The following is a 22,212-nucleotide window of genomic DNA, read 5'->3' on the forward strand; positions in this document are numbered from 1 at the left end:
CTGCTGCCTGTTCGTGGGCGCCCTCTCGAACAGGCGGCGCGAACAGGCCATCCGATCATCTGCGCGCCCATACCTCGAACGTGTAGGCCGGCTTGTCGTCGACCGCTTCGTTGGGCACGCTCGACACCCTCTGCCATTGGTTCTCGTCGAACTCGGGAAACCAGGCGTCCCCTTCCGGGTGCAAGGCTACCCGCGTCAGGTACAGGCGATCCGCCTGAGCAAAACCCAGCTCGTACAGCTGCGCGCCACCAATGAGCATCACTTCCTCTGCGCCCTGTTCGCGAGCCCAGGCTTCGGCACGATCGATGGCTGCCTGCAGCGAAGTGAACACTTCGGCACCTGGCAGTTGCAGGTCCGGCTGTCGGCTGACCACCAGGTTCAGGCGCCCCGGCAGTGGTCGGCCCAGCGAGTCCCAGGTCTTGCGACCCATGATGATGGGCTTGCCCAGGGTGGTTGCCTTGAAATACTTGAAATCCCCCGGCAGGTGCCAGGGCATGCTGTTGTCGATGCCGATCACGCGGTTCTCGGCGAGTGCCGCGATCAGGCTTAAAGGGAGAGATGTCTTCATGGCCGGCAGAATAGCAGAGCCTCCTTGGGTTATGCTCACGACGAATCGGCCGCCTGGAAAAACGCGTGAGCGCACCCACTGCATTGCATCGACTCTGGCTCAGTGAAGCCATCCGCCTGCGCGAAGAGCAGGCAGGCCCCCTGGAAGACCTGGAAGCCAACCGCCGTGCACGTCAGCAAGGCGGCGACCTGGCCGCGCGCATCGAGCACCGTGCTCTGCTGCTGGCCGAACGTGATGGCCAGCGCCAGGCCCTGGGCCACTGGTTGCAGGGTGCGCGACTGGCGATGCTGCTGCTGGGCGTACTGGCCGTGTTCAGCGGCGCGGGCCTGGCATTCGCGGCGCTGGGCGATGGTCTGCAGCCCGTCAACGTGTTCTGGGCGCTGGGCAGCCTGTTGGGGCTTAACCTCATTTTGCTGCTGAGCTGGGTGCTGGGGCTGGTCGCGTCCGGTGGACACGGTGCGGTGCTGGGCCGCCTGTGGTTGTGGCTCAGCGAGAAACTGGCGCGTGATGCGCAAGCCGTGCATCTGGCACCGGCGCTGGTATTGCTGCTGCAGCGGCGGCGACTCAACCGCTGGGCCTTGGGCACACTGGTGCATGGGCTGTGGCTGCTGGCCTTGCTGAGTGCGCTGGCCGTGCTGCTGTTGCTGCTGGCGACCCGGCGCTATGGTTTCGTCTGGGAGACCACCATTCTGGGCGCGGACACCTTCATCAACCTGACTCGGATGTTGGGCGCCGTGCCCGCGCTGCTGGGTTTCAGTGTGCCGGACATCGACATGATCCGCGCCAGTGGCGATCAGTCGACCAACATCGAAGGCGCACGCCAGGCTTGGGCGGGTTGGCTGGTCGGCGTGCTGCTGGTGTTCGGTATCGGCCCGCGCCTGGTGCTGGCCGCGTTCTGCCAATGGCGTTGGCGCCGAGGCCGCGCGGGTTTGACCCTGGATACCAGCCTGCCCGGCTACAGCCAGTTGCGCGAACGGCTGATGCCCAGCAGCGAACGCTTGGGCGTGCGCGATGAGGCGCCAGACGCGTTGCCGCATGTCACCACTCAAGCAGCCAGCGAATCGAGCAGCGGCGCTGTATTGGTAGCACTGGAACTCGACGGCCAGCATCCGTGGCCGCCTGCCCTGGCGCCCGACATTCAGGATGCCGGCGTGCTCGACAGCCGCGAGTCGCGCCAGCGGCTGCTGGAACAGATGACCCGCTTTCCGCCCGCGCGGCTGGTGATCGCCTGCGATCCGCGGCGCTCGCCGGATCGCGGCAGCCTTGGCCTGATTGCCGAACTGGCCAGGTGCGCCACCGTTACCCGAGTGTGGTTGTTACCCGCGCCACCCGGCCAGGCCCTCGACCCACAACGCCGTGGAGATTGGCAGGCGGGGCTGGATGCACTGGGCCTGCCGGTCGATGCATCGACCCCGTTGAGCTGGCTGGAGACAGGCCATGAGTAAGCCCCTGACCCTGGCCGTGGTCGGCCATACCAACGTCGGCAAGACTTCGCTGCTGCGTACGCTTACCCGCGACGTGGGTTTTGGCGAAGTGTCACACCGGCCCAGCACCACACGACATGTGGAAGGCGCACGTCTTTCGGTGGATGGCGATGCCTTGTTGGAGCTCTACGACACCCCTGGGCTGGAAGATGCCATTGCCTTGCTGGAATTCGTGGAGCGTCTGGATCGCCCCGGCGAGCGTCTCGACGGTCCGGCGCGGGTCGAGCGGTTTCTGCAGGGCAGCGAAGCCCGTCAACGCTTCGAGCAGGAGGCCAAGGTGCTGCGCCAGTTATTGGCTTCGGATGCGGGCCTGTACGTGATCGACGCACGCGAGCCGGTGCTGGCCAAGTACCGGGATGAGCTGGAAGTGCTGGCCAGCTGCGGGAAACCGCTACTGCCAGTGCTCAATTTCGTCAGCAGCAGCCTGCAGCGCGAGGGGGATTGGCGCGAGGCCCTGGCCCGCCTTGGTTTGCATGCCTTGGTGCGCTTCGACAGCGTGGCGCCGCCCGAAGACGGTGAACGGCGTCTTTATGAAAGCCTGGCGTTGCTGCTGGAGCATTCCCGTCCGGCCCTGCAGCGGCTGATCGACGATCAACAGGCACAACGGCTGGCGCGCCAGGGCAGCGCGCGGCGGTTGATTGCCGAACTGCTGATCGACTGCGCCGCCTGTCGTCGCAGCGTTACCAGTGACGCCGCGGCGGGCGCCATCGAAGACCTCCGCCAAGCGGTGCGCACACGCGAGCAGCGCTGCGTGGAAACGTTGCTGAAACTGTATGCCTTCCGCAGCCAGGATGCCTCGGCAGGCGGCCTGCCGCTGTCGGATGGGCGCTGGGGAGACGATCTGTTCAACCCCGATACGCTCAAGCAGCTGGGGGTGAAGGTCGGCGGCGGCATTGCGGCCGGCGCAGCGGCTGGCGCGGGCGTCGACCTGCTGGTGGGCGGTTTGACCTTGGGCATGGCGGCCATCGCTGGGGCCATTGCCGGCGGCGCGCTGCAAACCGCACGGGGCTATGGCGCGCGCTTGCTGGGCAAGTTCAAGGGCGAGCGCGAACTGACCGTGGACGACAATGTGCTACGGCTGCTGGCGTTGCGCCAACAGCAATTGGTCAAAGCCCTCGATGCCCGTGGCCATGCCGCCATGGGCACCATCGAAGTGGCGGCGCCACAGGAGCAGACCTGGCGCGAAGGCAAGCTGCCCGAAGCCCTGAACAAGGCCCGCGCCTATCCGCAATGGTCCTCGCTCAACGGCCACAAGCACCTGAGCCAACGCGAGCGCGAAGAGCAGATCGAGGCGGTGGCCCGGCAGCTCTGACAACCCCGTAGGAGCGGCGCGGTATGTCAGATGCATCGGGGTGAGCCTTTCGCGGCCGATGACCGCTCCTACGCTGAGATCCGCAGTGCCACGAACCTTGTAGGAGCGGCCAGTGGCCGCGAAAAGAGCGCCGCGGTATGTCAGATGCATCGGGGGGGCCTTTCGCGGCCGATGACCGCTCCTACGCTGAGATCCGCAGTGCCACGAACCTTGTAGGAGCGGCCAGTGGCCGCGAAAAGAGCGCCGCGCAGTCACGGGTGCAACGTCACTTGCGCAGTAACCGCAGCCCGTTGAACACCACCAACAGGCTTACGCCCATGTCGGCAAACACTGCCATCCACAGCGTTGCCATACCGGCCACGGTCATCAGCAGAAACACTGCCTTGATCGCCAGGGCCAGTACGATGTTCTGCAGTAACACGGCGCGGGTCTGCCTCGACAGCCGAATGAACGCCGGTATCTTGCGCAGATCATCGTCCATCAAGGCGACATCGGCGGTTTCGATCGCAGTATCGGTGCCCGCTGCCGCCATGGCGAAACCGATTTCGGCCCGCGCCAGCGCCGGTGCATCGTTGATGCCGTCACCGACCATGCCGACCCGATGTCCTTGGGCGTACAGCTGCTCCACAGCCTTGAGCTTGTCGGCAGGCAACAGATCGCCAATGGCCTGATCGATACCCACTTGAGCAGCAATCGCCTTGGCGGTGTGCGGGTTGTCTCCGGTCAGCATTACGGTCTTGATGCCCAGGGCATGCAACTGGGCAATGGCCTCGCGGCTGGTCTGCTTCACCGTATCGGCCACCGCGAACAACGCCACCGGCCCCTGCGGGCCCAGCAATACCACGACCGATTTACCTTCGCGCTCCAGCTGATCAAGTTGCGCTTCCAGCGCCGGGGAGCACTGACCCAGCTCTTCCACCAAGCGATGGTTGCCCAGGTGATAGGTCTGCCCTTCCACCTGGCCCTTGATGCCTCGCCCAGGCAAGGCCTCAAAGTTGTCCAAGGCCAGGGCCGCCTCATTTGCGTCAGCAGCAATCGCTCGCGACACAGGATGGTCCGAACGTCCCGCCAACGCCTGAGCAATCGCCTGGGCCCGGCCTTCGAAGGCGGAATCGAGCAGCGCGTAATCGGTCTGCACCGGCTTGCCATGGGTCAGCGTGCCGGTCTTGTCCAGCGCCAGATAGTCCAGTTTGTGACCACCTTCCAGGTACACGCCCCCCTTGACCAGGATGCCTTTGCGCGCAGCCGCAGCCAGCGCACTGACGATGGTAACCGGGGTAGAAATGACCAGCGCGCAGGGACAGGCGACCACCAGCAGTACCAGCGCACGGTAGATCCAGTCGAACCAGGCGCCGAAACCTACCAGCGGCGGTACCACAGCGATCAAAAGAGCCAGGGCAAACACCACCGGCGTATAGATCCGTGAAAAGTTATCCACAAAGCGCTGAGTGGGTGCCCGCGCGCCCTGCGCCTGCTCGACCGCATGGATGATACGCGCCAGTGTCGACTGGCCAGCCGCGGCAGTGACCTGAAACTCCAGCGAACCCGCCTGATTGATGGTGCCGGCGAACACCTTGTCGCCAACGCCCTTCTCCACCGGCAAGCTCTCACCGGTAATAGGTGCTTGATCGATGCTGGATTGACCGGAAATCACTTCACCATCAAGACCGATGCGTTCCCCTGGACGCACACGCACGATGGCCTCCAGAGCGACAGTCTTGACGTCCTGTTCCAGCCATTGGCCATCGGCCTGGCGCACGGTGGCCGTGTCCGGCGTGAGGCGCATCAGACCGCCAATCGCATTGCGCGCACGATCCAGGGATTTGGCCTCGATCAATTCGGCCACGGTGAACAGGAACATCACCATCGCCGCTTCCGGCCACTGGCCGATCAGCACCGCACCGGTCACCGCGATGCTCATCAACGCGTTGATATTGAGGTTGCCGTTCTTCAGCGCGATCCAGCCCTTGCTGTAGGTGCCCAGGCCGCAACTGGCAATCGACACCAAGGCCAGCAATGCCACGACCCAAGTCGGCGCCGCCTGGGTGAAATGGACCACTTCGGCCGCGACCGCCGTCACGCCTGACAGCGCCAGCGGCCACCAGGGCTTGCGCGGCGTCGGCAGCGCACTGGCGGCAGGCTCGTCTCCATTGATGGGTTCGGCATGCATCCCCAGCGATTTGATGGCGCTCTCGATCGCCTGGGTATCGGGCAGCGAATGGCGCACGCCAAGCACGCGGTTGATCAGATTGAAATCCAGCTGCTGCACGCCGGCCAGCTTGGCCAGCTTGTTCTGGATCAGCGCCTGCTCGGTCGGACAGTCCATGGCTTCGATGCGGAACTGGCTCAGCCGTGCATCCTGGCTGTCCCCGGGCGCGAGCTGGACGGTCGAGGGCGCCGTTGCCTTGCCTGCGCAGCAATGGCTGGCGGGTGCAGGGCTGTGCTCGTGCTCGTGCTCGTGCTTATGATCGTGGGCATGGCCGGAGGTGGGGTGGCTCATTGGTCGCAATTCCCTGAAGTGCAGGTTGCCAAGTGAACACCCTGTAGCCACTATAGGGTCAAGCACCTTTTTGCAGGTCATCAGCATGAAAATCGGAGAACTGGCGAAAATTACCGACTGCCAGGTCGAAACCATCCGCTACTACGAACGCGAACACCTATTGCCCCTGCCGGCCCGCACCGATGGCAACTACCGCCTCTACACCCAGGCCCATGTAGAGCGACTCACCTTCATACGCAATTGCCGCATCCTCGACATGACCTTGGATGAGATTCGCAACCTCCTGACCCTGCGCGACAGTCCTCAAGATCAATGCCAGAGCGTCAACGACCTGATTGACGAGCACATTCATCACGTCAAGGCACGCATAGACGGCCTGGTTGCGCTGCAGGAACAACTCGTTGCCCTGCGCCAGAAATGCCACGGGGGCACTGCCGAAGAACACTGCGCAATCCTTCAGCGCCTGGAAATCAGCGGCGCCGTCACCGTTCCCGATGCCGAACACTCCCATGTAGGCCGCAGCCACGGGCATTGAACGACTGAACACAGCCTGTGGGAGCGGGCTCTGCCCGCGAAAAGAGCACTGCGTTTCGTCAGGCATACCGCGGCGCGGCCTTCGCGGGCAGAGCCCGCTCCCACAAGAGATTACACAACCTCGTAGGAGCGGTCCGTGACAGCGAAACAGGCGCGGCGGTTCATCGGATACACGCCCCCATTCGAATCCTGTGAGAAGTGTGAATAATATATGACTCATTAAATTTGACATGAACCATATACAGCTCATACTCAACCCATGCTAACCACACTTCTGCAACAGATCCGCAACCGCCGCCAACAACTGGGCCTTCAGATCCAGGACATGCCCTTGCGCACGGGCCTCACCCGCCAGCAATACGGAAAGATCGAAAAAGACGGCAACCCGCGCCTCAACACCCTCGACCTGATTGCCGAAGGCCTGGACGCCAGCATGGTCCTGGTACCCAAGGATCAACTCAAGCTGATCGAAAAGATCCTGGCAGGCGCACCGGTGTACTTCGAGGACGCTCGCCCTGTGGATAACTATCCGGAAAATCCTTGGGACGATCTGCCATGAGCATCGAGACCGTAGCGGCCTTGAAGCTGACGCTGCATTCGCAACTAGTCGGTTATGTCACCGGCCATTCGAATGGCAAGAATGTACTTACCTTGGCGCCGGATTACATCGATGATCCACACCGCCGCACGCTGACCTTATCTCACCTCAATCCGGGCATATTCAGGCGTCAACTGGCAAACAAACACCCCTACATCACCCATCACCGGCTGCACCCGGTGTTGAGCAATCTACTTCCGGAAGGCGCGCTGCGTGGCCTGGTTGCGCAAGCCATGAAAGTGCATCCAGACAGCGAATTTCCCTTGTTGAGCTGGCTCGGTCAGGACTTGCCGGGTGCATTGGTCGCCACTCCCGTATCTGCCGAACACATACCCGCCTATGCGCTGGGCAACCACGGCAAGATCACTCCAGTATCCATCGACACACCCGACCATCGCTCGCATTTCTCGCTGGCCGGCGTACAGATGAAATTCTCCATGCACGACCGGGATGGTCGTTACATAACCGCAGACCCCACGGCGCCGGGAGACTGGATCATCAAGACGCCTTCCACCGTTCATCCATTCGTGCCGCTCAACGAATACACCTGCATGAAACTGGCACAACTGGCAGGCGTCGACATTCCTGAAATACGCCTGGTCGGCATGGACATGATCGACAGCCTGCCCGCAATCAACCTACCCGACGAGCAATGGGCCTATGGCATTCGCCGTTATGATCGGCTTGCTGGAGGTCAGCGCGTTCATTCAGAAGACTTCGCCCAGGTGCTTTACGCCTACGCACACGATAAATACCGCAGCGGCCGTTATGAACAGATCGCCAAATTGCTCTACACCCAGACCCGCCATGGCCAACGGGATGTCACGCAAATGGCTGTGCGTTTGCTGGTCAATGTGCTGCTGGCCAACGGCGACGCCCACCTGAAGAACTGGAGCCTGATCTATCCAGATGCGTTGAACGCGGAACTGTCCCCGGCTTACGACATCGTCGCGACCAAGGTGTTTATTCCCGGCGAGAGCCAGTACGCGCTGAACATGGCCGATACGAAAGCCTGGTATGACGTCTCTCTCGAACACTTCAGACGTTGGGCCGAGACCTCTGGAATACCTTGGCGACCCGTGCTCGCTCATCTACGACAAACGCTGGACGCGGCACGAACGCTTTGGCCTGAAGCACTAGCCGCCAGCGTCATGAGGCCGGACCAGCAAGCGATCCTGCGCCAGCATTGGCAACAGCTGCATGCGGATTTTCGGATCTCTTAACTGAATCAGCGAGCAAGGTTTTGAAACAATGCTGGTTTCGCTATTGCAAAGCCTGCCTATAGGTTCGTTGCACATGTCCAACAAAAAGGACCCGTTATGAATCGCACTGCAACCCCCTTTCAACTATCAGATCTGCGCGCTGAACCTGGTTTTCTTGCAGTCGTGGGAGAGCGGCTGTGGCAAGCCTGGTGGAAGGAAGACGGCTATACCCTGGAAGATGTGCTGACGCTTCTGGATAACAGTCTGCGTTCCGAGCCCATTCCCACCACTTTGGTCGCTCATGCAGGCGCGCGGTTCGTGGGCACGGTATCGCTGATCGTCTCGGACATGGATGAACGACCGCAGTACTCACCTTGGCTGGCGGCGCTGTGGGTAGAGGCCGAAAGCCGCAACCAGGGCGTTGGCGCGGCGTTGCTTGCAGCCGGCATGCAGCGAGCGAAGGCGGCGGGTGTCGAACGAGTGTATCTGTGCGCCGTCGAAGAAAAGTCGGCGTACTACCGGCGGCTTGGCTGGGAGCAGATCGAGACTGACGTTGGGGGGATGAATATCTTCACAAGGGCGTCAAGGTAGTCGAATCGCGGTGTCTGTTTCGCGGCCGATGACCGCTCCTACAGGGGATCGCACAATTCTGTGGGAGCGGTCCGTGGCCGCGAAAAGGACGCCGCGTTTCGTCAGGCATACCGCGGCGCGCCCGCTCCCACAAAGGATCACACGATCCTGTAGGAGCGGTCAGCGGCCGCGAAAAGGACGCCGCGTTTCGTCAGGCATACCGCGGCGCGGCCTTCGCGGGCAGAGCCCGCTCCCACAAAGGATCACACGATCCTGTAGGAGCGGTCAGCGGCCGCGAAAAGGACGCCGCGTTTCGTCAGGCATACCGCGGCGCGGCCTTCGCGGGCAGAGCCCGCTCCCACAAAGGATCACACGATCCTGTAGGAGCGGTCAGCGGCCGCGAAAATGACGCCGCGTTTCGTCAGGCATACCGCGGCGCGCCCTTCGCGGGCAGAGCCCGCTCCCACAGGAGATCCAACAGTGTTTCGCCCCCTCATTAGGGGATGATCAAACCGCCATCGGTGCAGTCAGTGGGGCGTGGTGTTCGTAGCCTTCCAGCGAAAAATCGCTCGGCTCGATCAGCTCCAGCCACTCGGGTTGGTACACCCCGGTCTTGGCGAACTCGGGTACGCGGTCCGAGATCACCAGTTTGGGGGCCGGCAGCGGCTCGCGCTTCATCTGCTCGTTGAGCATGTCCAGGTGGTTCTCGTACACATGGGCGTCGCCGATGAAGTAGGTGAACCAGCGTGGCGTGTAGCCCGTCAGGCGACCGACCAGGGACAGCATCGCGGCGCCTTCGGTGAGGTTGAACGGCGTGCCCAGGCCCAGGTCATTGGAGCGGATGTACAACGTCAGCGAGATCTCGCGGGTTTCCGGGTTGGGGTGGAACTGGTACAGCAAGTGGCATGGCGGCAGCGCCATCTCGTCGAGTTGAGCGCAGTTCCAGCCGTGGAACAGGATCCGCCGGCTGCCGGGGTCCTTGATGATGGTGTCGACGCATTGGCGAATCTGGTCGATGGCCTTGTACAGCACCACAAAGCCTTCGCCGTTTTCTTCGGCCTGGGCAATCTGCAGATATCCCTGGCTGGTGGCCAGTTCGATCGCCGCTGGGTTGCTCAGGGCGATGCGCTTGTAAGCCGGCCACTGGCGCCACTGCACGCCATAGATCTCGCCCAGGTCGTCTTCACCCTGGCGGAACGGGTTGGCCAGCCATTGAGCGTTCTCGTTGGCGTTCTGGTCCCAGACCTTGCAGCCAAGGGCGCGGAATTCGGCGGCATTGTTGACCCCGCGCAGAAAACCGACCATTTCGCCGATGGCCGACTTGAACGCCAGCCGCCGGGTAGTGATCGCCGGAAAGCCTTCCTGCAGGTCGAACCGCAGCATGGCACCCGGGAAACTGATGGTGCGCACGCCGGTGCGGTTGCTTTGCAAGGTGCCGTTCTTGATGACGTGGGCGACCAGTTCCAGATATTGCTTCATGACTTACCTGCATCGTTCAGGGCGCAACCGCAGTCACGCCCAGGCAAAAAGAATCAAACGGCCGGACGTGGAGCCGCCGGCGTGCGGTGGTAGGCCCACCAGATCAACCCCAGGCCGCCCAGGATCATCGGCAGACACAGCACTTGTCCCATGGTCAGCCAGCCCCACGCCAGGTAGCCCAGCTGCGCATCGGGCACACGGACGAATTCGACGATGAAACGGAAGATTCCGTAGAACAGCGCGAACATGCCCGATACCGCCATGGTCGGCCGCGGTTTGCGCGAGAACAGCCAAAGAATGATGAACAGCGCGACGCCTTCCAGGGCAAACTGGTAGAGCTGCGAGGGGTGACGGGGTAACTGCGCCGGATCGCTGAAAGGCGGAAAGATCATCGCCCATGGTACGTCGGTGGCCTTGCCCCACAGCTCGGCGTTGATGAAGTTGCCGATACGCCCGGCGCCCAGCCCGATCGGCACCAGCGGCGCGATGAAGTCCATCAGTTGGAAGAATGATTTGTCGTTCTTCCTGCCGAACCACCAGGTCGCCAGCATCACGCCCAGCAGCCCGCCATGGAACGACATGCCGCCCTTCCACACCTCGAATATCAAAGTCGGGTTGGCGATGTATTGCTCCAGGTCGTAGAACAGCACGTAGCCGAGGCGGCCGCCGACGATCACCCCCATTGCGCACCAGAACACCAGGTCCGAGAGCTTTTCCTTGGTCCAGGTCGGGTCGAAACCGTTGAGCCGGCGCGAAGCCAGCAACCAGGCGCCACCAATGCCCACCAGGTACATCAAGCCGTACCAGTGGATTTTCAGCGGTCCGATGGCCAGGGCCACCGGGTCGATCTGCGGGTAAGGCAGCATTACGATTCCTCAGCTAAGCAAAAAACTCATGCCGACGCTGAACAGCAGCGCGGCGAACAGGCGTTTGAGCACACGTGGCGATAACTTGTGCGCCAGGCGTGCCCCGTATTTGGCGAAAAACATGCTGGTGATGGCGATGCCCGCCAAGGCCGGCAGGTAGACGAATCCGAAACTATGCGCTGGCAGGCCCGGCTCGTGCCAGCCCAGCACCATGAAACTTGTCGCGCTGAACAGGGCGATCGGCAGGCCGACCGCCGAGGACGTCGCGACGGCCTGCTGCATCGGCACGCTGCGCCAGGTCAGGAACGGCACGGTCAACGAGCCGCCACCGATACCGAATATGGCCGAAGCCCAACCGATCACCGTGCCGGCCACGCCCAGCCCCAGTTTGCCGGGTACCTGACGGGTGGCCTTGGGCTTGAAGTCCAGCGCCATCTGCACGGACACCAGCACGGCGAACACGCCGATGATTTTCTGCAGGTGCGGGCCCTGGATCAGCGACGCGGTGAACGCGCCGATGCCTGCGCCTACCACGATACCCAGGGTCATCCAGCCGACCACTGGCCACTGCACCGCTTTCATCCGGTGGTGGGTACGAATGGCATTGATCGAGGTGAACACGATGGTGGCCAGCGAGGTGCCCACCGCCAGGTGCGTCAGTACCGAGGCATCGAAGCCCTGCAAGGTGAAGCTGAACACCAGCACTGGCACGATGATGATACCGCCGCCCACGCCGAACAGGCCGGCCAGCACGCCAGCGCAGGCACCGAGCAGTAGATACAGCGCGAATTCCATGGTTGCCCCCGTAAACAGTTCGGCATGGTACCGGAACCGGTGCCCTACGCTCCACCTTGCAGCGATGGATAGGCGCGCCGGGGATCGGTAGAGTGAAGCCAAACTACAAGGATTTCCACGTATGTGCCTGATCGTTTTCACCTGGCAGCCCGGTGACGCCCACCCGCTGGTGCTGGCGGGCAACCGTGACGAATTCCATGCACGGCCCACGGCGCCCCTGTCCCCGTGGCGGGAACACCCCGGCGTCCATGCCGGGCGGGATCTGGAAGCCGGCGGTACCTGGCTGGGCATCGGGCCCGAGCAGCGCATCGCCGCCCTGACCAATATCCGCCGACCTGGCCAGCCGCCCGCCCGACGTTCCAGAGGTGATCTGGTCGCAGGCTTTCTCACCGGCACGGAGTCGATCGACGATTACCTGCAGCGTGTCATGGACCGCCTGGACGAGTATGCCGGATTCAATCTGCTGCTCGGCGATGGCCAGCGCCTGTGCTACCTGCATTCGGCCGCGGGCACCTCGCAGTATCTGTCGGCGGGCACCTATGGATTGTCCAATGCCGGGCTCGATACGCCATGGCCCAAGCTGGTGAAGGCGCGTCAGGGGCTGGAAGCATTGGGCAGCCAGCCCCATGCGCTGCTGGACATGCTGGCCGACCCGGCCCAGGCGCCCGAGCATGCATTGCCCGACACCGGCGTGGGCCTGGCCACCGAGCGGCTGCTCTCGAGCGTATTCATTACCGGGGCCAGCTACGGGACGCGGGCCAGCACCGTAGTCATCGTCGATGCCGCAGGTCGTCGGGAAATGATCGAGCGCAGCTTCGGCCCACTGGGCAGCGCACTGGGCGAAGTGCATCTGCAATCGGTCTAGCCAGGTGTGCGCTAAACCGAACGGCCAATGCGTTTGCCCTGCCGCTTGCCGATGTCGCTGGCCTGGCCATCGCGCTGCTTGCCGGTGCGGGCATCGCTGATCAGGCCGGGAATCAATGCCCCTTCAGGCAGATTCTTCCAGAAGCGGGTAGGCAGGTGGCCCTGCATGACCTTGGGGTTCAGGCGCGCAGGATTGAAGATGTGGCTGTAATAGGTCAGCCACAGCTCGCCTTGCGGGTCGTGCGCCTGCTGCGCCAGTTGCTGCCACTCCAATGGGCATTGCCGTTCATGGATCAACTGAGTGCCGTCGTAATAGACCCCGTCCTGCGGCGTTGCGATCAGCCAGCGACTGCGCCCCATGCGGCCGATGAAGTGCTCGCTGGCGAGGGCCAGAATGTCGTGGGCCGGTTCGTGCCAGGCCACGTACTCGGGGCCCGGTGGACCCTCGGCTGCCACCGGCAGCTCGACGAAACGCAGGAAGGCATGCAGATGATGGCTTTCGCGTCGCACCTGCTTGATGCGCCGGTGCAGTTCACTGCCCAGGCGATCACCCGCCAGCATGGCCGTGCGATCGCCGTGACTGACGCGCCAGAGCACCTCGTACAACAGGCTCCAGCGTTGCTCGCCGCGGTACTGTGCTGCGCTTTCAAGAAGCTCGATGAGGGCTAGGGGAATGCGCGCCTGGAATGGCCCGACTTCAGCCGGGTAGTGCTCGTCCGTGGCGAACAGGTCCGCCACGGTGTTCCAGCCCACATGACTCGGATCGATCTGATGGCTGAGCAGCCAGCGCGCCTGTTGCCGCCAGGTCGCGAACAGGTCGTCGCAATCCAGGCATATCATCCCCACAGCCCCAACTGCTGAGGTTGCGGGCGATCACGCAGCTGATCGCGCAGCAACAGGGTGGAAATCTCGGCCTGCTGTGGGTGGTAGTCGCTGGTGATGAAGAACGGCTTGGCCTTGGCCAGCACGCAGCGCAGGCGGGTCAGGTCTTCATAGCGAATCCGCCGCTGCCGGCGCAGCTCCACCAGGCGCTTGGTGGTACGCAGGCCGATACCGGGTATGCGCGCGATCAGCGCGGGTTCGGCACGGTTCAGGTCCAACGGAAAAACGCTTCGGTTTTCCAGGGCCCAGGCCAGTTTCGGGTCGATGTCCAGCGCCAGGTCGCCCGGACCGGACAGCAATTCGTCCGCCTTGTAGCCATAGCTGCGCAGCAGGAAGTCGGCCTGGTAGAGGCGGTGCTCGCGCATCAGCGGCGGCGCTGCCAGCGGTACGCTCTTGGGACTGTTGGGAATCGGGCTGAACGCCGAATAGTAGACCCGCTTGAGGCCGAAGTTGCCGTACAGCGACTCGGCGCTGTGCAGGATGGTGCTGTCATCGGTCTGGTCGGCACCGACGATCATCTGCGTGCTCTGCCCAGCCGGTGTGAAACGGGGCGCGCGCGGCTCGTTGAGCACGGTCTGCTGACCGGTGTAGATGGTGCTCATGGCTTTCTTGATCGAAGCCACGTCTTTTTCCGGGGCCAGGGTCTGCAGGCTGGCATCGGTGGGCAGCTCGATGTTGACGCTCAAGCGATCGGCATAGCGACCGGCTTCGGCGATCAGCGCCGGGTCCGCTTCGGGGATGGTCTTGAGGTGGATGTAACCGCGAAACTGATGTTCCTCGCGCAGCAGGCGTGCAACGCGAATCAACTGCTCCATGGTGTAGTCGGCCGAGCGAATGATGCCGGAGCTCAGGAACAGCCCGCTGATGCAGTTGCGGCGATAGAAGTCCACCGTCAGGCGCACCACTTCTTCGGGCGTGAAGCGCGCCCGCGGCACGTCACTGGAGCGGCGGTTGACGCAATACTGGCAATCGAACAGGCAGAAGTTGGTCAACAGGATCTTGAGCAGCGATACGCAGCGGCCGTCCGGCGTGTAGCTGTGGCAGATGCCCATGCCATTGGTCGAGCCCAGCCCGCCCTTGCCTTCCGAGCTGCGCTTGGGCGCACCGCTGCTGGCGCACGAGGCATCGTACTTGGCGGCGTCGGCGAGGATGCTGAGCTTATCGATCAATTGCATGAAATTTCCCGATACTGTTTTTATGTACAGTACAGAAATACCGGGCTGCCAGCAACGCCACCGGTCGGCCAGAAGCCAGGCAATACGCGGCCTGGGCCCCGACCTTCGGTAACCCCCAAGGGCTCAGCCGACGGTGTCGAACTGATCCTTGATGTAGCGGATTTCGCTGCGTCCGTGAGGCGCTGGCAGGCCATCTTCGCCGAGGTTGACGAATACCAGCTTGTCCACGGTGAGGATGCTCTTGCGGGTGATCTTGTTGCGCACTTCGCAGGTCAGGGTGATGGAGGTGCGCCCGAATTCGGTGGCGGTGATGCCCAGCTCGATGATGTCGCCCTGGCGCGAAGCGCTGACGAAGTTGATCTCGGAAATGTACTTGGTCACCACGCGCTGATTGCCCAACTGGACGATGGCGTAGATGGCCGCTTCCTCGTCGATCCAGCGCAGCAGGCTGCCACCGAACAAAGTGCCGTTGGGGTTGAGGTCTTCGGGTTTTACCCATTTGCGCGTATGAAAATTCATGCTGGCTCCTCTGTTCTTCACCTAAGTGGCTCGAATCATGGCAGACCGCGGCGCCCGGCTCCATTGAGCTTTGCCTATGAATACCATTATCGATCCGGCGCTGATCGTCAGAAATACTTTGGCAGCTGGGCACATCGCTATATAATCGCCACCGATTCACCCAACGGCCTTTTTCACTCCCGGCCGTTCCCGCCACCCGTCCGAGGGGCGCTGCAGCAGGTTCGACCTGTCAGGCTCGGATGGGGCGTTGTCCCTTCAGGCCTTGCCTGGGGACGCCAAACGCACACAACGGCGCCCATTCGAACCTTACGAATGGAGGCTCTTAATGAGCGCTGTACTTACGCCTGCTGGTTTTTCCGATTTCAAAGTCGCCGACATCTCCCTGGCTGCCTGGGGCCGTCGCGAAACCATCATTGCCGAGTCGGAAATGCCCGCACTGATGGGCCTGCGCCGCAAATATGCCGGCCAGCTGCCGCTCCAGGGCGCGAAGATCCTGGGTTGCATCCACATGACCATCCAGACCGCCGTGCTGATCGAGACCCTGGTCGCCCTGGGTGCCGAAGTGCGCTGGTCCTCGTGCAACATCTTCTCCACCCAGGATCAGGCCGCTGCAGCCATCGCTGCCGCCGGTATCCCAGTGTTCGCCTGGAAAGGTGAAACCGAGGAAGAATACGAGTGGTGCATCGAGCAGACCATCCTCAAGGACGGCCAGCCATGGGATGCCAACATGATCCTGGACGACGGCGGCGACCTGACCGAAATCCTGCACAAGAAATACCCGGCCATGCTGGACAAGGTCCACGGCGTGACCGAAGAAACCACCACCGGCGTACACCGCCTGCTGGACATGCTGGCCAAGGGCGAACTGAAGATCCCGGCCATCAACGTCAACGACTCGGTGACCAAGAGCAAGAACGACAACAAGTACGGCTGCCGTCACAGCCTCAACGACGCCATCAAGCGCGGTACCGACCACCTGCTGTCGGGCAAGCAGGCGCTGGTGATCGGCTACGGTGACGTGGGCAAGGGCTCGGCCCAGTCGCTGCGTCAGGAAGGCATGATCGTCAAGGTTTCCGAAGTCGACCCGATCTGCGCCATGCAGGCCTGCATGGATGGCTACGAGCTGGTGTCGCCATTCGTCGACGGCGTCAACGACGGCACCGAAGCGAGCATCGACAAGGCACTGCTGGGCAAGATCGACCTGATCGTCACCACCACCGGTAACGTCAACGTCTGCGATGCCAACATGCTCAAGGCGCTGAAGAAGCGTGCCGTGGTCTGCAACATCGGGCATTTCGACAACGAAATCGACACTGCTTTCATGCGCAAGAACTGGGCATGGGAAGAGGTGAAGCCACAGGTGCACAAGATCCACCGCACCGGTGCCGGCAGTTTCGACGCGCAGAACGACGACTACCTGATTCTGCTGGCCGAAGGCCGTCTGGTTAACCTGGGCAATGCCACCGGTCACCCAAGCCGCATCATGGACGGCTCGTTCGCCAACCAGGTGCTGGCGCAGATCTTCCTGTTCGAGCAGAAATACGCCGACCTGGACGCCAACGGCAAGGCTGCGCGCCTGACCGTCGAAGTGCTGCCGAAGAAACTCGACGAGGAAGTGGCCCTGGAAATGGTCCGCGGCTTCGGCGGCGTGGTCACCCAACTGACCCAGCAGCAGGCCGACTACATCGGCGTCACCGTCGAAGGTCCGTTCAAGCCAGAAGCCTATCGCTACTAAGCTTCTGCACCGTTGATACGGCGGGCCAGCCAACCCTGGCCCGCTCGATGGGTTTACCGAGAAACTGCCATGTCTCAAGATCGTCCCTTAAGCTTCGAGTTCTTTCCGACCAAGACCGATGCCGGGCATGAAAAGCTGATGGGCGTTGCCCGCCAGTTGGCTGCCTACAAACCCGATTTCTTTTCCTGCACCTACGGCGCCGGCGGTTCTACCCGCGACCGTACGCTGAACACCGTTCTGCAGCTGGAAAACGAAGTCAATGTTCCCGCCGCTCCGCACCTGTCGTGCGTGGGCGACAGCAAGCAGGACCTGCGTGGTCTGCTCGACCAGTACAAAGCGGCCGGCATCAAGCGCATCGTTGCCCTGCGCGGCGACCTGCCTTCGGGCATGGGCATGTCCAGCGGCGAGCTGCGCCATGCCAACGACCTGGTCGAGTTCATTCGCGCCGAAACCGGCGACCACTTCCACATCGAAGTGGCGGCCTACCCGGAGATGCATCCGCAGGCGCGCAATTTCGAAGATGACCTGGTCAACTTCGCGCGCAAGGCCAACGCCGGCGCCAGCAGCGCAATCACTCAGTACTTCTTCAATGCCGACAGCTACTTCTACTTCGTCGAGCGTGTGCAGAAGCTGGGCGTGAACATTCCGATCGTGCCCGGCATCATGCCGATCACCAACTACAGCAAGCTGGCGCGTTTCTCCGACGCCTGCGGCGCAGAAATCCCGCGCTGGGTGCGCAAGCAGCTGGAAGCCTACGGCGATGACGTGAAAAGCATCCAGGCGTTCGGCGAACAAGTGATCACGCAGATGTGTGAGCGTTTATTGCAGGGCGGCGCACCGGGCCTGCATTTCTATACCCTTAACCAGGCAGAACCCAGCCTGGCCGTATGGAACAATCTGAAACTCAGCAGCTGAGTCTTCTCAGGCGGCCACAGGGCCTCGGCACATTGCCGGGGCCTTTTTTCGTCGTTCATCAGCATCAGAATCAGGTCCATGGTCACTCAAACCCGCTCTTCCCGCCCGCAACTGGTCTACCTCGTGTTCGGTGCCGACACCTATCACCGGGAAGCCATCTTCAGCATCTGCAGCGCCCTGGCGCGTCTACGGGAAACGCCCGGTCACCGCATCGATATCCAGGTGTTCACCGACGACCCCGCGCCCTACGGCGACCTGCCGGTACGCGTGCGCAATTTCGACGCGGCCACCCGCAAGGCGTGGATGCAACCGCACGGTTACCACTTCCGCATCAAGCACATGGCGCTGCTCGAAGTGCTGCGCGAATCCGAAGTCGCTCTGCTGATCGACACCGATACCTTTTTCCATCAGTCGCCGCTGGCGCTGTTCGAGCGTATCGCGCCGGGGAGCCTGCTGTGCAACGCGATCGGTATCCGCTATGGCGACTGCCGGGAAAGCGTGCTGTACACCGCATTGAGCGAAGAACTGCAGGCGCGCGGCCTGGCCGATGACCAGATGCCCCTGATCAACTCCGGGGTGATCGGCCTGCACGCCGACGATGCCTGCCTGCTCGAGCGCTCGATCGAGCTGATGGACGACCTGTACCCGCGGGCCCAGGGTGCCTACATCCTGGAGGAGTTCTGCCTGGGCATCGCCGCCTACCGGCACTACGCCCTGCGTGAATGCCCCGACCTGATCCACCACTACTGGAGCCGCAAGCAGCTGTTCCGGGCCAAGGTCATGGCGTGGCTGCGCAAGCACCAAAACGTGCCGCTCGATCCTGCTGCGCTGGACGATACCCGGCAGGTCACCGCCCAGTTGCCGCGTCCGCCCGCTGCGCAACGCCTGCTGTTCAAGGCAGTGACCCTGCTGCTGCCCGGTCATCAGCGGCAGTTCGTGCGCGAAGTGCTGTATGGCTGCTATCCCCATGCCAACGAGTTCGATCAGGCCTGCGCGCCCGTCTGGTGGGAAAAGGCTCAGGACAACGTCGAGCGGCGCATGCGCACGCCGCTGCAGCCGCGGCAACTGGAACAGTGGCTGGGGCATCCCGGCGTTCGTTTACTGCTGGGCCGCCGCCGCAGCTCCATCTATCAGCACCTGACGAGCCGGCAAAAGTCCTGAAAGCCCGGCGCAGACCTTTTCAAGCGGAGCCAGCCGTCGTAATCTCCGGCCCATGGTTGCCATCCTCCGCTCGTTGCCCTCTGCGCTTCTCCTTTGCTGGTGCCTGCAGGCCCACGGCGAAACGCTGCGCATCGTCACCGATTCATGGGCGCCCTACGCCTTCGAGGAAAACGGTAAAGCGCAGGGAATCGACTACGACATCACGGCGCTGATCTTCGAGCGCCTGGGCATTCAAGTGCAGTGGCAATTCCTGCCGTGGAAACGCTGCCTGGCCATGCTCGATCAAGGCCAGGCCGACGGCATCCTCGATATTTTCCAGACCAACGAACGCGATGCCAGCCTGTTCTATCCCAGGGAGCCGCTGTCGGAGGTGGAATGGGTGTTCTACCAGGCCAACGATCGCCCTCACCCCGTGCAGAGCATGGCCGACCTCAAGGGGCTGACCGTGGGCATAACGGCGGGGTACGACTACGGTGACGAGTTCGCCCAGGCGCCTGGCGTGATCCGCGAGAGCGGACCCAGCCAGGAAGCCAACTTCGGCAAGCTGGCCAAGGCACGCATCGACCTGCTGATCACCGACCGCCGGGTGGGCGAATACACCGTCAAGCGTCTGGGCATGGAGCAGCGGGTCAGTCGCCTGCCCATGGAGATCGGCAGCAATCCGCAGTTTCTGGCGGTACGCCGCGGCGCCGGGATGGACCTGCTGGTGCAGCGCTTCGCCGCGGAACTGCGCCGGTTCAAACAGGAGCCGGCCTACGCGCAGTTGCTGGCACGCTATGCCGACGCGCCAATGAGTGGTAAAACGCTACCTTCCGCTGCGCCGCAGATACCGCGGCAACCGCCCGCGAGCACCGCTGGGCAGCGTGAAAGCAGCGCAATGTGATTGCTCTGTTATACTCGGCCCTTGTGCCAGGCTTACGTCCGGCCGCTCGGCCTTGCCAAGGCCTCTCGAAGCACCTGCCAGCTGGGCTTGCGCCCGCGCACCGCTTCGTGAAGCCCCCTTTGCAACCCCAGCAGGACCGGACGCGACAGTGTCATCACACACCCGTCGCGCCAGGCAAGATTATCCCTCGGGCATAAGCCCCTACTAGAACAGGATTACTCATGTCCTTTGCTTCCCTCGGTCTCTCCGAGGCTCTAGTCCGCGCCATCGAGGCAGCGGGCTACACCCAGCCCACACCGGTGCAACAGCGGGCCATTCCCGCCGTGTTGCAAGGCCGCGACCTGATGGTTGCCGCTCAGACAGGTACAGGTAAGACCGGCGGTTTCGCCCTTCCGATTCTGGAACGGCTGTTCCCAGGTGGTCACCCGGACAAATCCCAACGTCACGGCCCGCGCCAACCGCGCGTGCTGGTCCTGACCCCGACGCGCGAACTCGCCGCCCAGGTTCACGACAGCTTCAAGACCTACGCTCGCGACCTGAAATTCGTCAGCGCCTGTATCTTCGGCGGTGTCGGCATGAACCCGCAGGTTCAGGCCATGTCCCGCGGTGTCGACGTGCTGGTGGCCTGCCCCGGTCGTCTGCTCGACCTGTGTGGCCAGGGCAGTGTCGATCTGTCCCACGTTGAAATCCTCGTGCTCGACGAAGCCGACCGCATGCTCGACATGGGCTTCGTGCACGACGTCAAGAAAGTGCTCTCGCGCCTGCCGTCCAAGCGTCAGAACCTGCTGTTCTCGGCGACGTTCTCCAAGGACATCACCGACCTCGCCGGCAAGCTGCTGCACAACCCCGAGCGCATCGAAGTCACGCCGCCCAATACCACGGTCGAGCGCATCGAGCAGCGCGTCTATCGCCTGGCCTCGAGCCACAAGCGCTCGCTGCTGGCGCACCTGATCACTCAGGGCGCATGGGAGCAGGTGCTGGTGTTCACCCGTACCAAGCACGGCGCCAACCGCCTGGCCGAGTACCTGGAGAAGCATGGCCTGAGCGCTGTGGCCATCCACGGCAACAAGAGCCAGAACGCACGCACCAAGGCCCTGGCCGACTTCAAGGCCGGTGCCGTACGCATCATGGTTGCCACCGACATCGCTGCCCGTGGCCTGGACATCGACCAGTTGCCCCACGTGGTCAACTTCGAGCTGCCCAACGTCGACGAAGACTACGTGCACCGCATTGGCCGTACTGGCCGTGCCGGCCGCAGTGGCGAAGCGATCTCGCTGGTCGCGCCGGACGAGGAGAAGCTGCTCAAGAGCATCGAGCGCATGACCAAGCAGAAGATCCCGGACGGTGATCTGATGGGGTTCGATGCCAGCACCGTGGAAGCGGAAAAACCCGAGGTGCGTGAACGCCCTCAGGCCAACAATGCCCGCGGCGCTCGCGCGCCACGCGGCGACGGCAGCAGCAATGCCGGTGGTGGACGCAAGGACAAAGGGAAGGACAAAGGCAAGGAAAAGCCCGCCGGGGCGCGTTCTGAACGCCAACCCCGTGACCAGAAGCCACGCCAGCCCCAAGCTGCGCGCCCGGCCGTAGAATCGACTGTTTCCGCCAACCGTGCGCCGGACGAATTCCTCGATGACGAAGTGGACAACTTCGGCAACCGTGCGGATTACGTCAGCCCCTATCAGGGCAAGAACCAGGGCCGCGGTCGTCGTCCGGGCGCTTCGGCTCCGGCCGGTGCTGCCGCGCCTGCAGCCGCGCCTCGCCAGGGTCGTCCTGCCGGTGGTGCGCCGCGCAGCGGTGGTGCCGCGCGTCCGGCTGGCACCGGTGACAACGCTGGTGCCAAGCGTGGCCCGCGCAGCAACGGCGGTGGCGCGCGTGACGGCCAGCCCCGTCGCGAAAGCAATCCGCGCAACCGCCGCCCGGCGCGTGACGAGCAACCACGCCAGGAACCGGTGGTAGCTGACTCGCGCAACCCGAGCCAACCGGTGATCGTGCACAAGGAATCGAAGATCGATCGTTTCCCGACTGCCGAGCAGCTGGAGCAATTGCCAAGCCGGCCACGGGGTGAAAAGCCTGCACTGCTGACGCGTAACCGCGAAGGCTGAGCATGAGGTAGGCCGGCCCGCCGCCCTGTGGGAGCGGGCTCTGCCCGCGAAGGTTTCAGCACTGCTCC

20 protein-coding genes and 1 riboswitch are annotated in these 22,212 nt (G+C 63.0%); of the genes, 12 read left to right on the forward strand and 8 right to left on the reverse strand.

All coding sequences use genetic code 11. The features are described from left to right. Positions 1-55: 55 nt before the first annotated feature. A complete protein-coding gene (locus tag IFT75_RS17510) occupies positions 56-568 on the reverse strand; it encodes a dihydrofolate reductase (RefSeq protein ID WP_192055894.1) in 513 nt (170 codons plus the stop codon). A 65-nt stretch (positions 569-633) separates the two neighbouring features. Here IFT75_RS17510 and IFT75_RS17515 point away from each other — a divergent pair, with 65 nt between their 5' ends. After that, positions 634-2,013: a DUF2868 domain-containing protein gene (locus IFT75_RS17515; RefSeq protein WP_122480537.1), complete on the forward strand. Its 1,380-nt coding sequence runs from the start codon at positions 634-636 to the stop codon at positions 2,011-2,013. Then, entirely contained in the window at positions 2,006-3,364 is a 1,359-nt protein-coding gene (locus tag IFT75_RS17520; protein WP_192055895.1) for a DUF3482 domain-containing protein, read from the forward strand. Before IFT75_RS17515 ends, IFT75_RS17520 begins: the two co-directional genes overlap by 8 nt. A gap of 265 nt (positions 3,365-3,629) precedes the next feature. On the opposite strand, the gene IFT75_RS17525 is transcribed toward IFT75_RS17520, so the two are convergent. Next, positions 3,630-5,864, reverse strand: a complete 2,235-nt coding sequence (locus IFT75_RS17525; RefSeq protein ID WP_192055897.1) for a heavy metal translocating P-type ATPase — start codon at positions 5,862-5,864, stop codon at positions 3,630-3,632. Positions 5,865-5,949: 85 nt separating this feature from the next. Here IFT75_RS17525 and cadR point away from each other — a divergent pair, with 85 nt between their 5' ends. The 4 genes from cadR to IFT75_RS17545 all read left to right on the forward strand — a co-directional run bounded on the left by cadR (position 5,950) and on the right by IFT75_RS17545 (position 8,789). Beyond that, entirely contained in the window at positions 5,950-6,399 is a 450-nt protein-coding gene (gene cadR, locus IFT75_RS17530; protein ID WP_192055899.1) for a Cd(II)/Pb(II)-responsive transcriptional regulator, read from the forward strand. A gap of 258 nt (positions 6,400-6,657) precedes the next feature. Continuing rightward, complete coding sequence (locus IFT75_RS17535) at positions 6,658-6,957, forward strand: helix-turn-helix domain-containing protein (RefSeq protein ID WP_192055900.1); 300 nt, start codon at positions 6,658-6,660, stop codon at positions 6,955-6,957. Beyond that, positions 6,954-8,219 carry a type II toxin-antitoxin system HipA family toxin gene (locus IFT75_RS17540; RefSeq protein ID WP_192055902.1) on the forward strand — a complete coding sequence of 422 codons (1,266 nt, stop codon included), beginning with the start codon at positions 6,954-6,956 and terminating at the stop codon, positions 8,217-8,219. The genes IFT75_RS17535 and IFT75_RS17540 overlap by 4 nt, the downstream gene beginning before the upstream one ends. 96 nt (positions 8,220-8,315) lie before the next feature. Next, positions 8,316-8,789: a GNAT family N-acetyltransferase gene (locus IFT75_RS17545; protein WP_192055904.1), complete on the forward strand. Its 474-nt coding sequence runs from the start codon at positions 8,316-8,318 to the stop codon at positions 8,787-8,789. 486 nt (positions 8,790-9,275) lie between these two features. Here the strand turns inward: IFT75_RS17545 and IFT75_RS17550 are convergent, their stop codons facing one another. The 3 genes from IFT75_RS17550 to IFT75_RS17560 are packed head-to-tail and all read right to left on the reverse strand — an operon-like array spanning position 9,276 to position 11,908. Further along, positions 9,276-10,247 carry a thymidylate synthase gene (locus IFT75_RS17550; protein ID WP_192055905.1) on the reverse strand — a complete coding sequence of 324 codons (972 nt, stop codon included), beginning with the start codon at positions 10,245-10,247 and terminating at the stop codon, positions 9,276-9,278. A gap of 53 nt (positions 10,248-10,300) precedes the next feature. Beyond that, on the reverse strand, positions 10,301-11,113 hold the full coding sequence (gene lgt / locus IFT75_RS17555) for a prolipoprotein diacylglyceryl transferase (RefSeq protein WP_122714482.1): 813 nt from the start codon (positions 11,111-11,113) through the stop codon (positions 10,301-10,303). Between the two features lie 9 nt (positions 11,114-11,122). Further along, positions 11,123-11,908, reverse strand: a complete 786-nt coding sequence (locus IFT75_RS17560; RefSeq protein ID WP_192055907.1) for a sulfite exporter TauE/SafE family protein — start codon at positions 11,906-11,908, stop codon at positions 11,123-11,125. A gap of 121 nt (positions 11,909-12,029) precedes the next feature. On the opposite strand from IFT75_RS17560, the gene IFT75_RS17565 reads away from it, so the two are divergent. Next, the gene (locus tag IFT75_RS17565) at positions 12,030-12,773 is read left to right on the forward strand and encodes an NRDE family protein (protein WP_192055908.1); all 744 of its coding nucleotides are present in this window, start codon (positions 12,030-12,032) and stop codon (positions 12,771-12,773) included. 11 nt (positions 12,774-12,784) lie between these two features. On the opposite strand, the gene IFT75_RS17570 is transcribed toward IFT75_RS17565, so the two are convergent. From IFT75_RS17570 to IFT75_RS17580, 3 genes are all read right to left on the reverse strand, one after another. Next, entirely contained in the window at positions 12,785-13,612 is an 828-nt protein-coding gene (locus IFT75_RS17570) for a TIGR03915 family putative DNA repair protein (protein ID WP_192055910.1), read from the reverse strand. After that, positions 13,609-14,829, reverse strand: a complete 1,221-nt coding sequence (locus IFT75_RS17575) for a putative DNA modification/repair radical SAM protein (RefSeq protein WP_122480551.1) — start codon at positions 14,827-14,829, stop codon at positions 13,609-13,611. Before IFT75_RS17575 ends, IFT75_RS17570 begins: the two co-directional genes overlap by 4 nt. A gap of 123 nt (positions 14,830-14,952) precedes the next feature. Next, positions 14,953-15,348 carry an acyl-CoA thioesterase gene (locus IFT75_RS17580; protein ID WP_122480552.1) on the reverse strand — a complete coding sequence of 132 codons (396 nt, stop codon included), beginning with the start codon at positions 15,346-15,348 and terminating at the stop codon, positions 14,953-14,955. Positions 15,349-15,544: 196 nt separating this feature from the next. Further along, a riboswitch (S-adenosyl-L-homocysteine riboswitch) is annotated at positions 15,545-15,652 on the forward strand. A gap of 21 nt (positions 15,653-15,673) precedes the next feature. On the opposite strand from IFT75_RS17580, the gene ahcY reads away from it, so the two are divergent. The 5 genes from ahcY to IFT75_RS17605 all read left to right on the forward strand — a co-directional run bounded on the left by ahcY (position 15,674) and on the right by IFT75_RS17605 (position 22,144). Continuing rightward, a complete protein-coding gene (ahcY, locus tag IFT75_RS17585; protein WP_192055912.1) occupies positions 15,674-17,083 on the forward strand; it encodes an adenosylhomocysteinase in 1,410 nt (469 codons plus the stop codon). A 69-nt stretch (positions 17,084-17,152) separates the two neighbouring features. Continuing rightward, complete coding sequence (gene metF, locus IFT75_RS17590; RefSeq protein WP_122480554.1) at positions 17,153-17,998, forward strand: methylenetetrahydrofolate reductase [NAD(P)H]; 846 nt, start codon at positions 17,153-17,155, stop codon at positions 17,996-17,998. A gap of 78 nt (positions 17,999-18,076) precedes the next feature. Next, positions 18,077-19,159 (forward strand): hypothetical protein, encoded by a 1,083-nt coding sequence (locus IFT75_RS17595; protein ID WP_192055913.1) that lies wholly within the window; start codon positions 18,077-18,079, stop codon positions 19,157-19,159. Positions 19,160-19,211: 52 nt separating this feature from the next. Then, positions 19,212-20,042: a substrate-binding periplasmic protein gene (locus IFT75_RS17600; RefSeq protein WP_192055915.1), complete on the forward strand. Its 831-nt coding sequence runs from the start codon at positions 19,212-19,214 to the stop codon at positions 20,040-20,042. A gap of 221 nt (positions 20,043-20,263) precedes the next feature. Further along, on the forward strand, positions 20,264-22,144 hold the full coding sequence (locus IFT75_RS17605) for a DEAD/DEAH box helicase (RefSeq protein WP_122480557.1): 1,881 nt from the start codon (positions 20,264-20,266) through the stop codon (positions 22,142-22,144). The last annotated feature ends 68 nt before the right edge of the window (positions 22,145-22,212 follow it).

It is taken from the genome of Pseudomonas sp. CFBP 8758, from assembly GCF_014841725.1.
Lineage (GTDB): Bacteria > Pseudomonadota > Gammaproteobacteria > Pseudomonadales > Pseudomonadaceae > Aquipseudomonas > Aquipseudomonas baltica.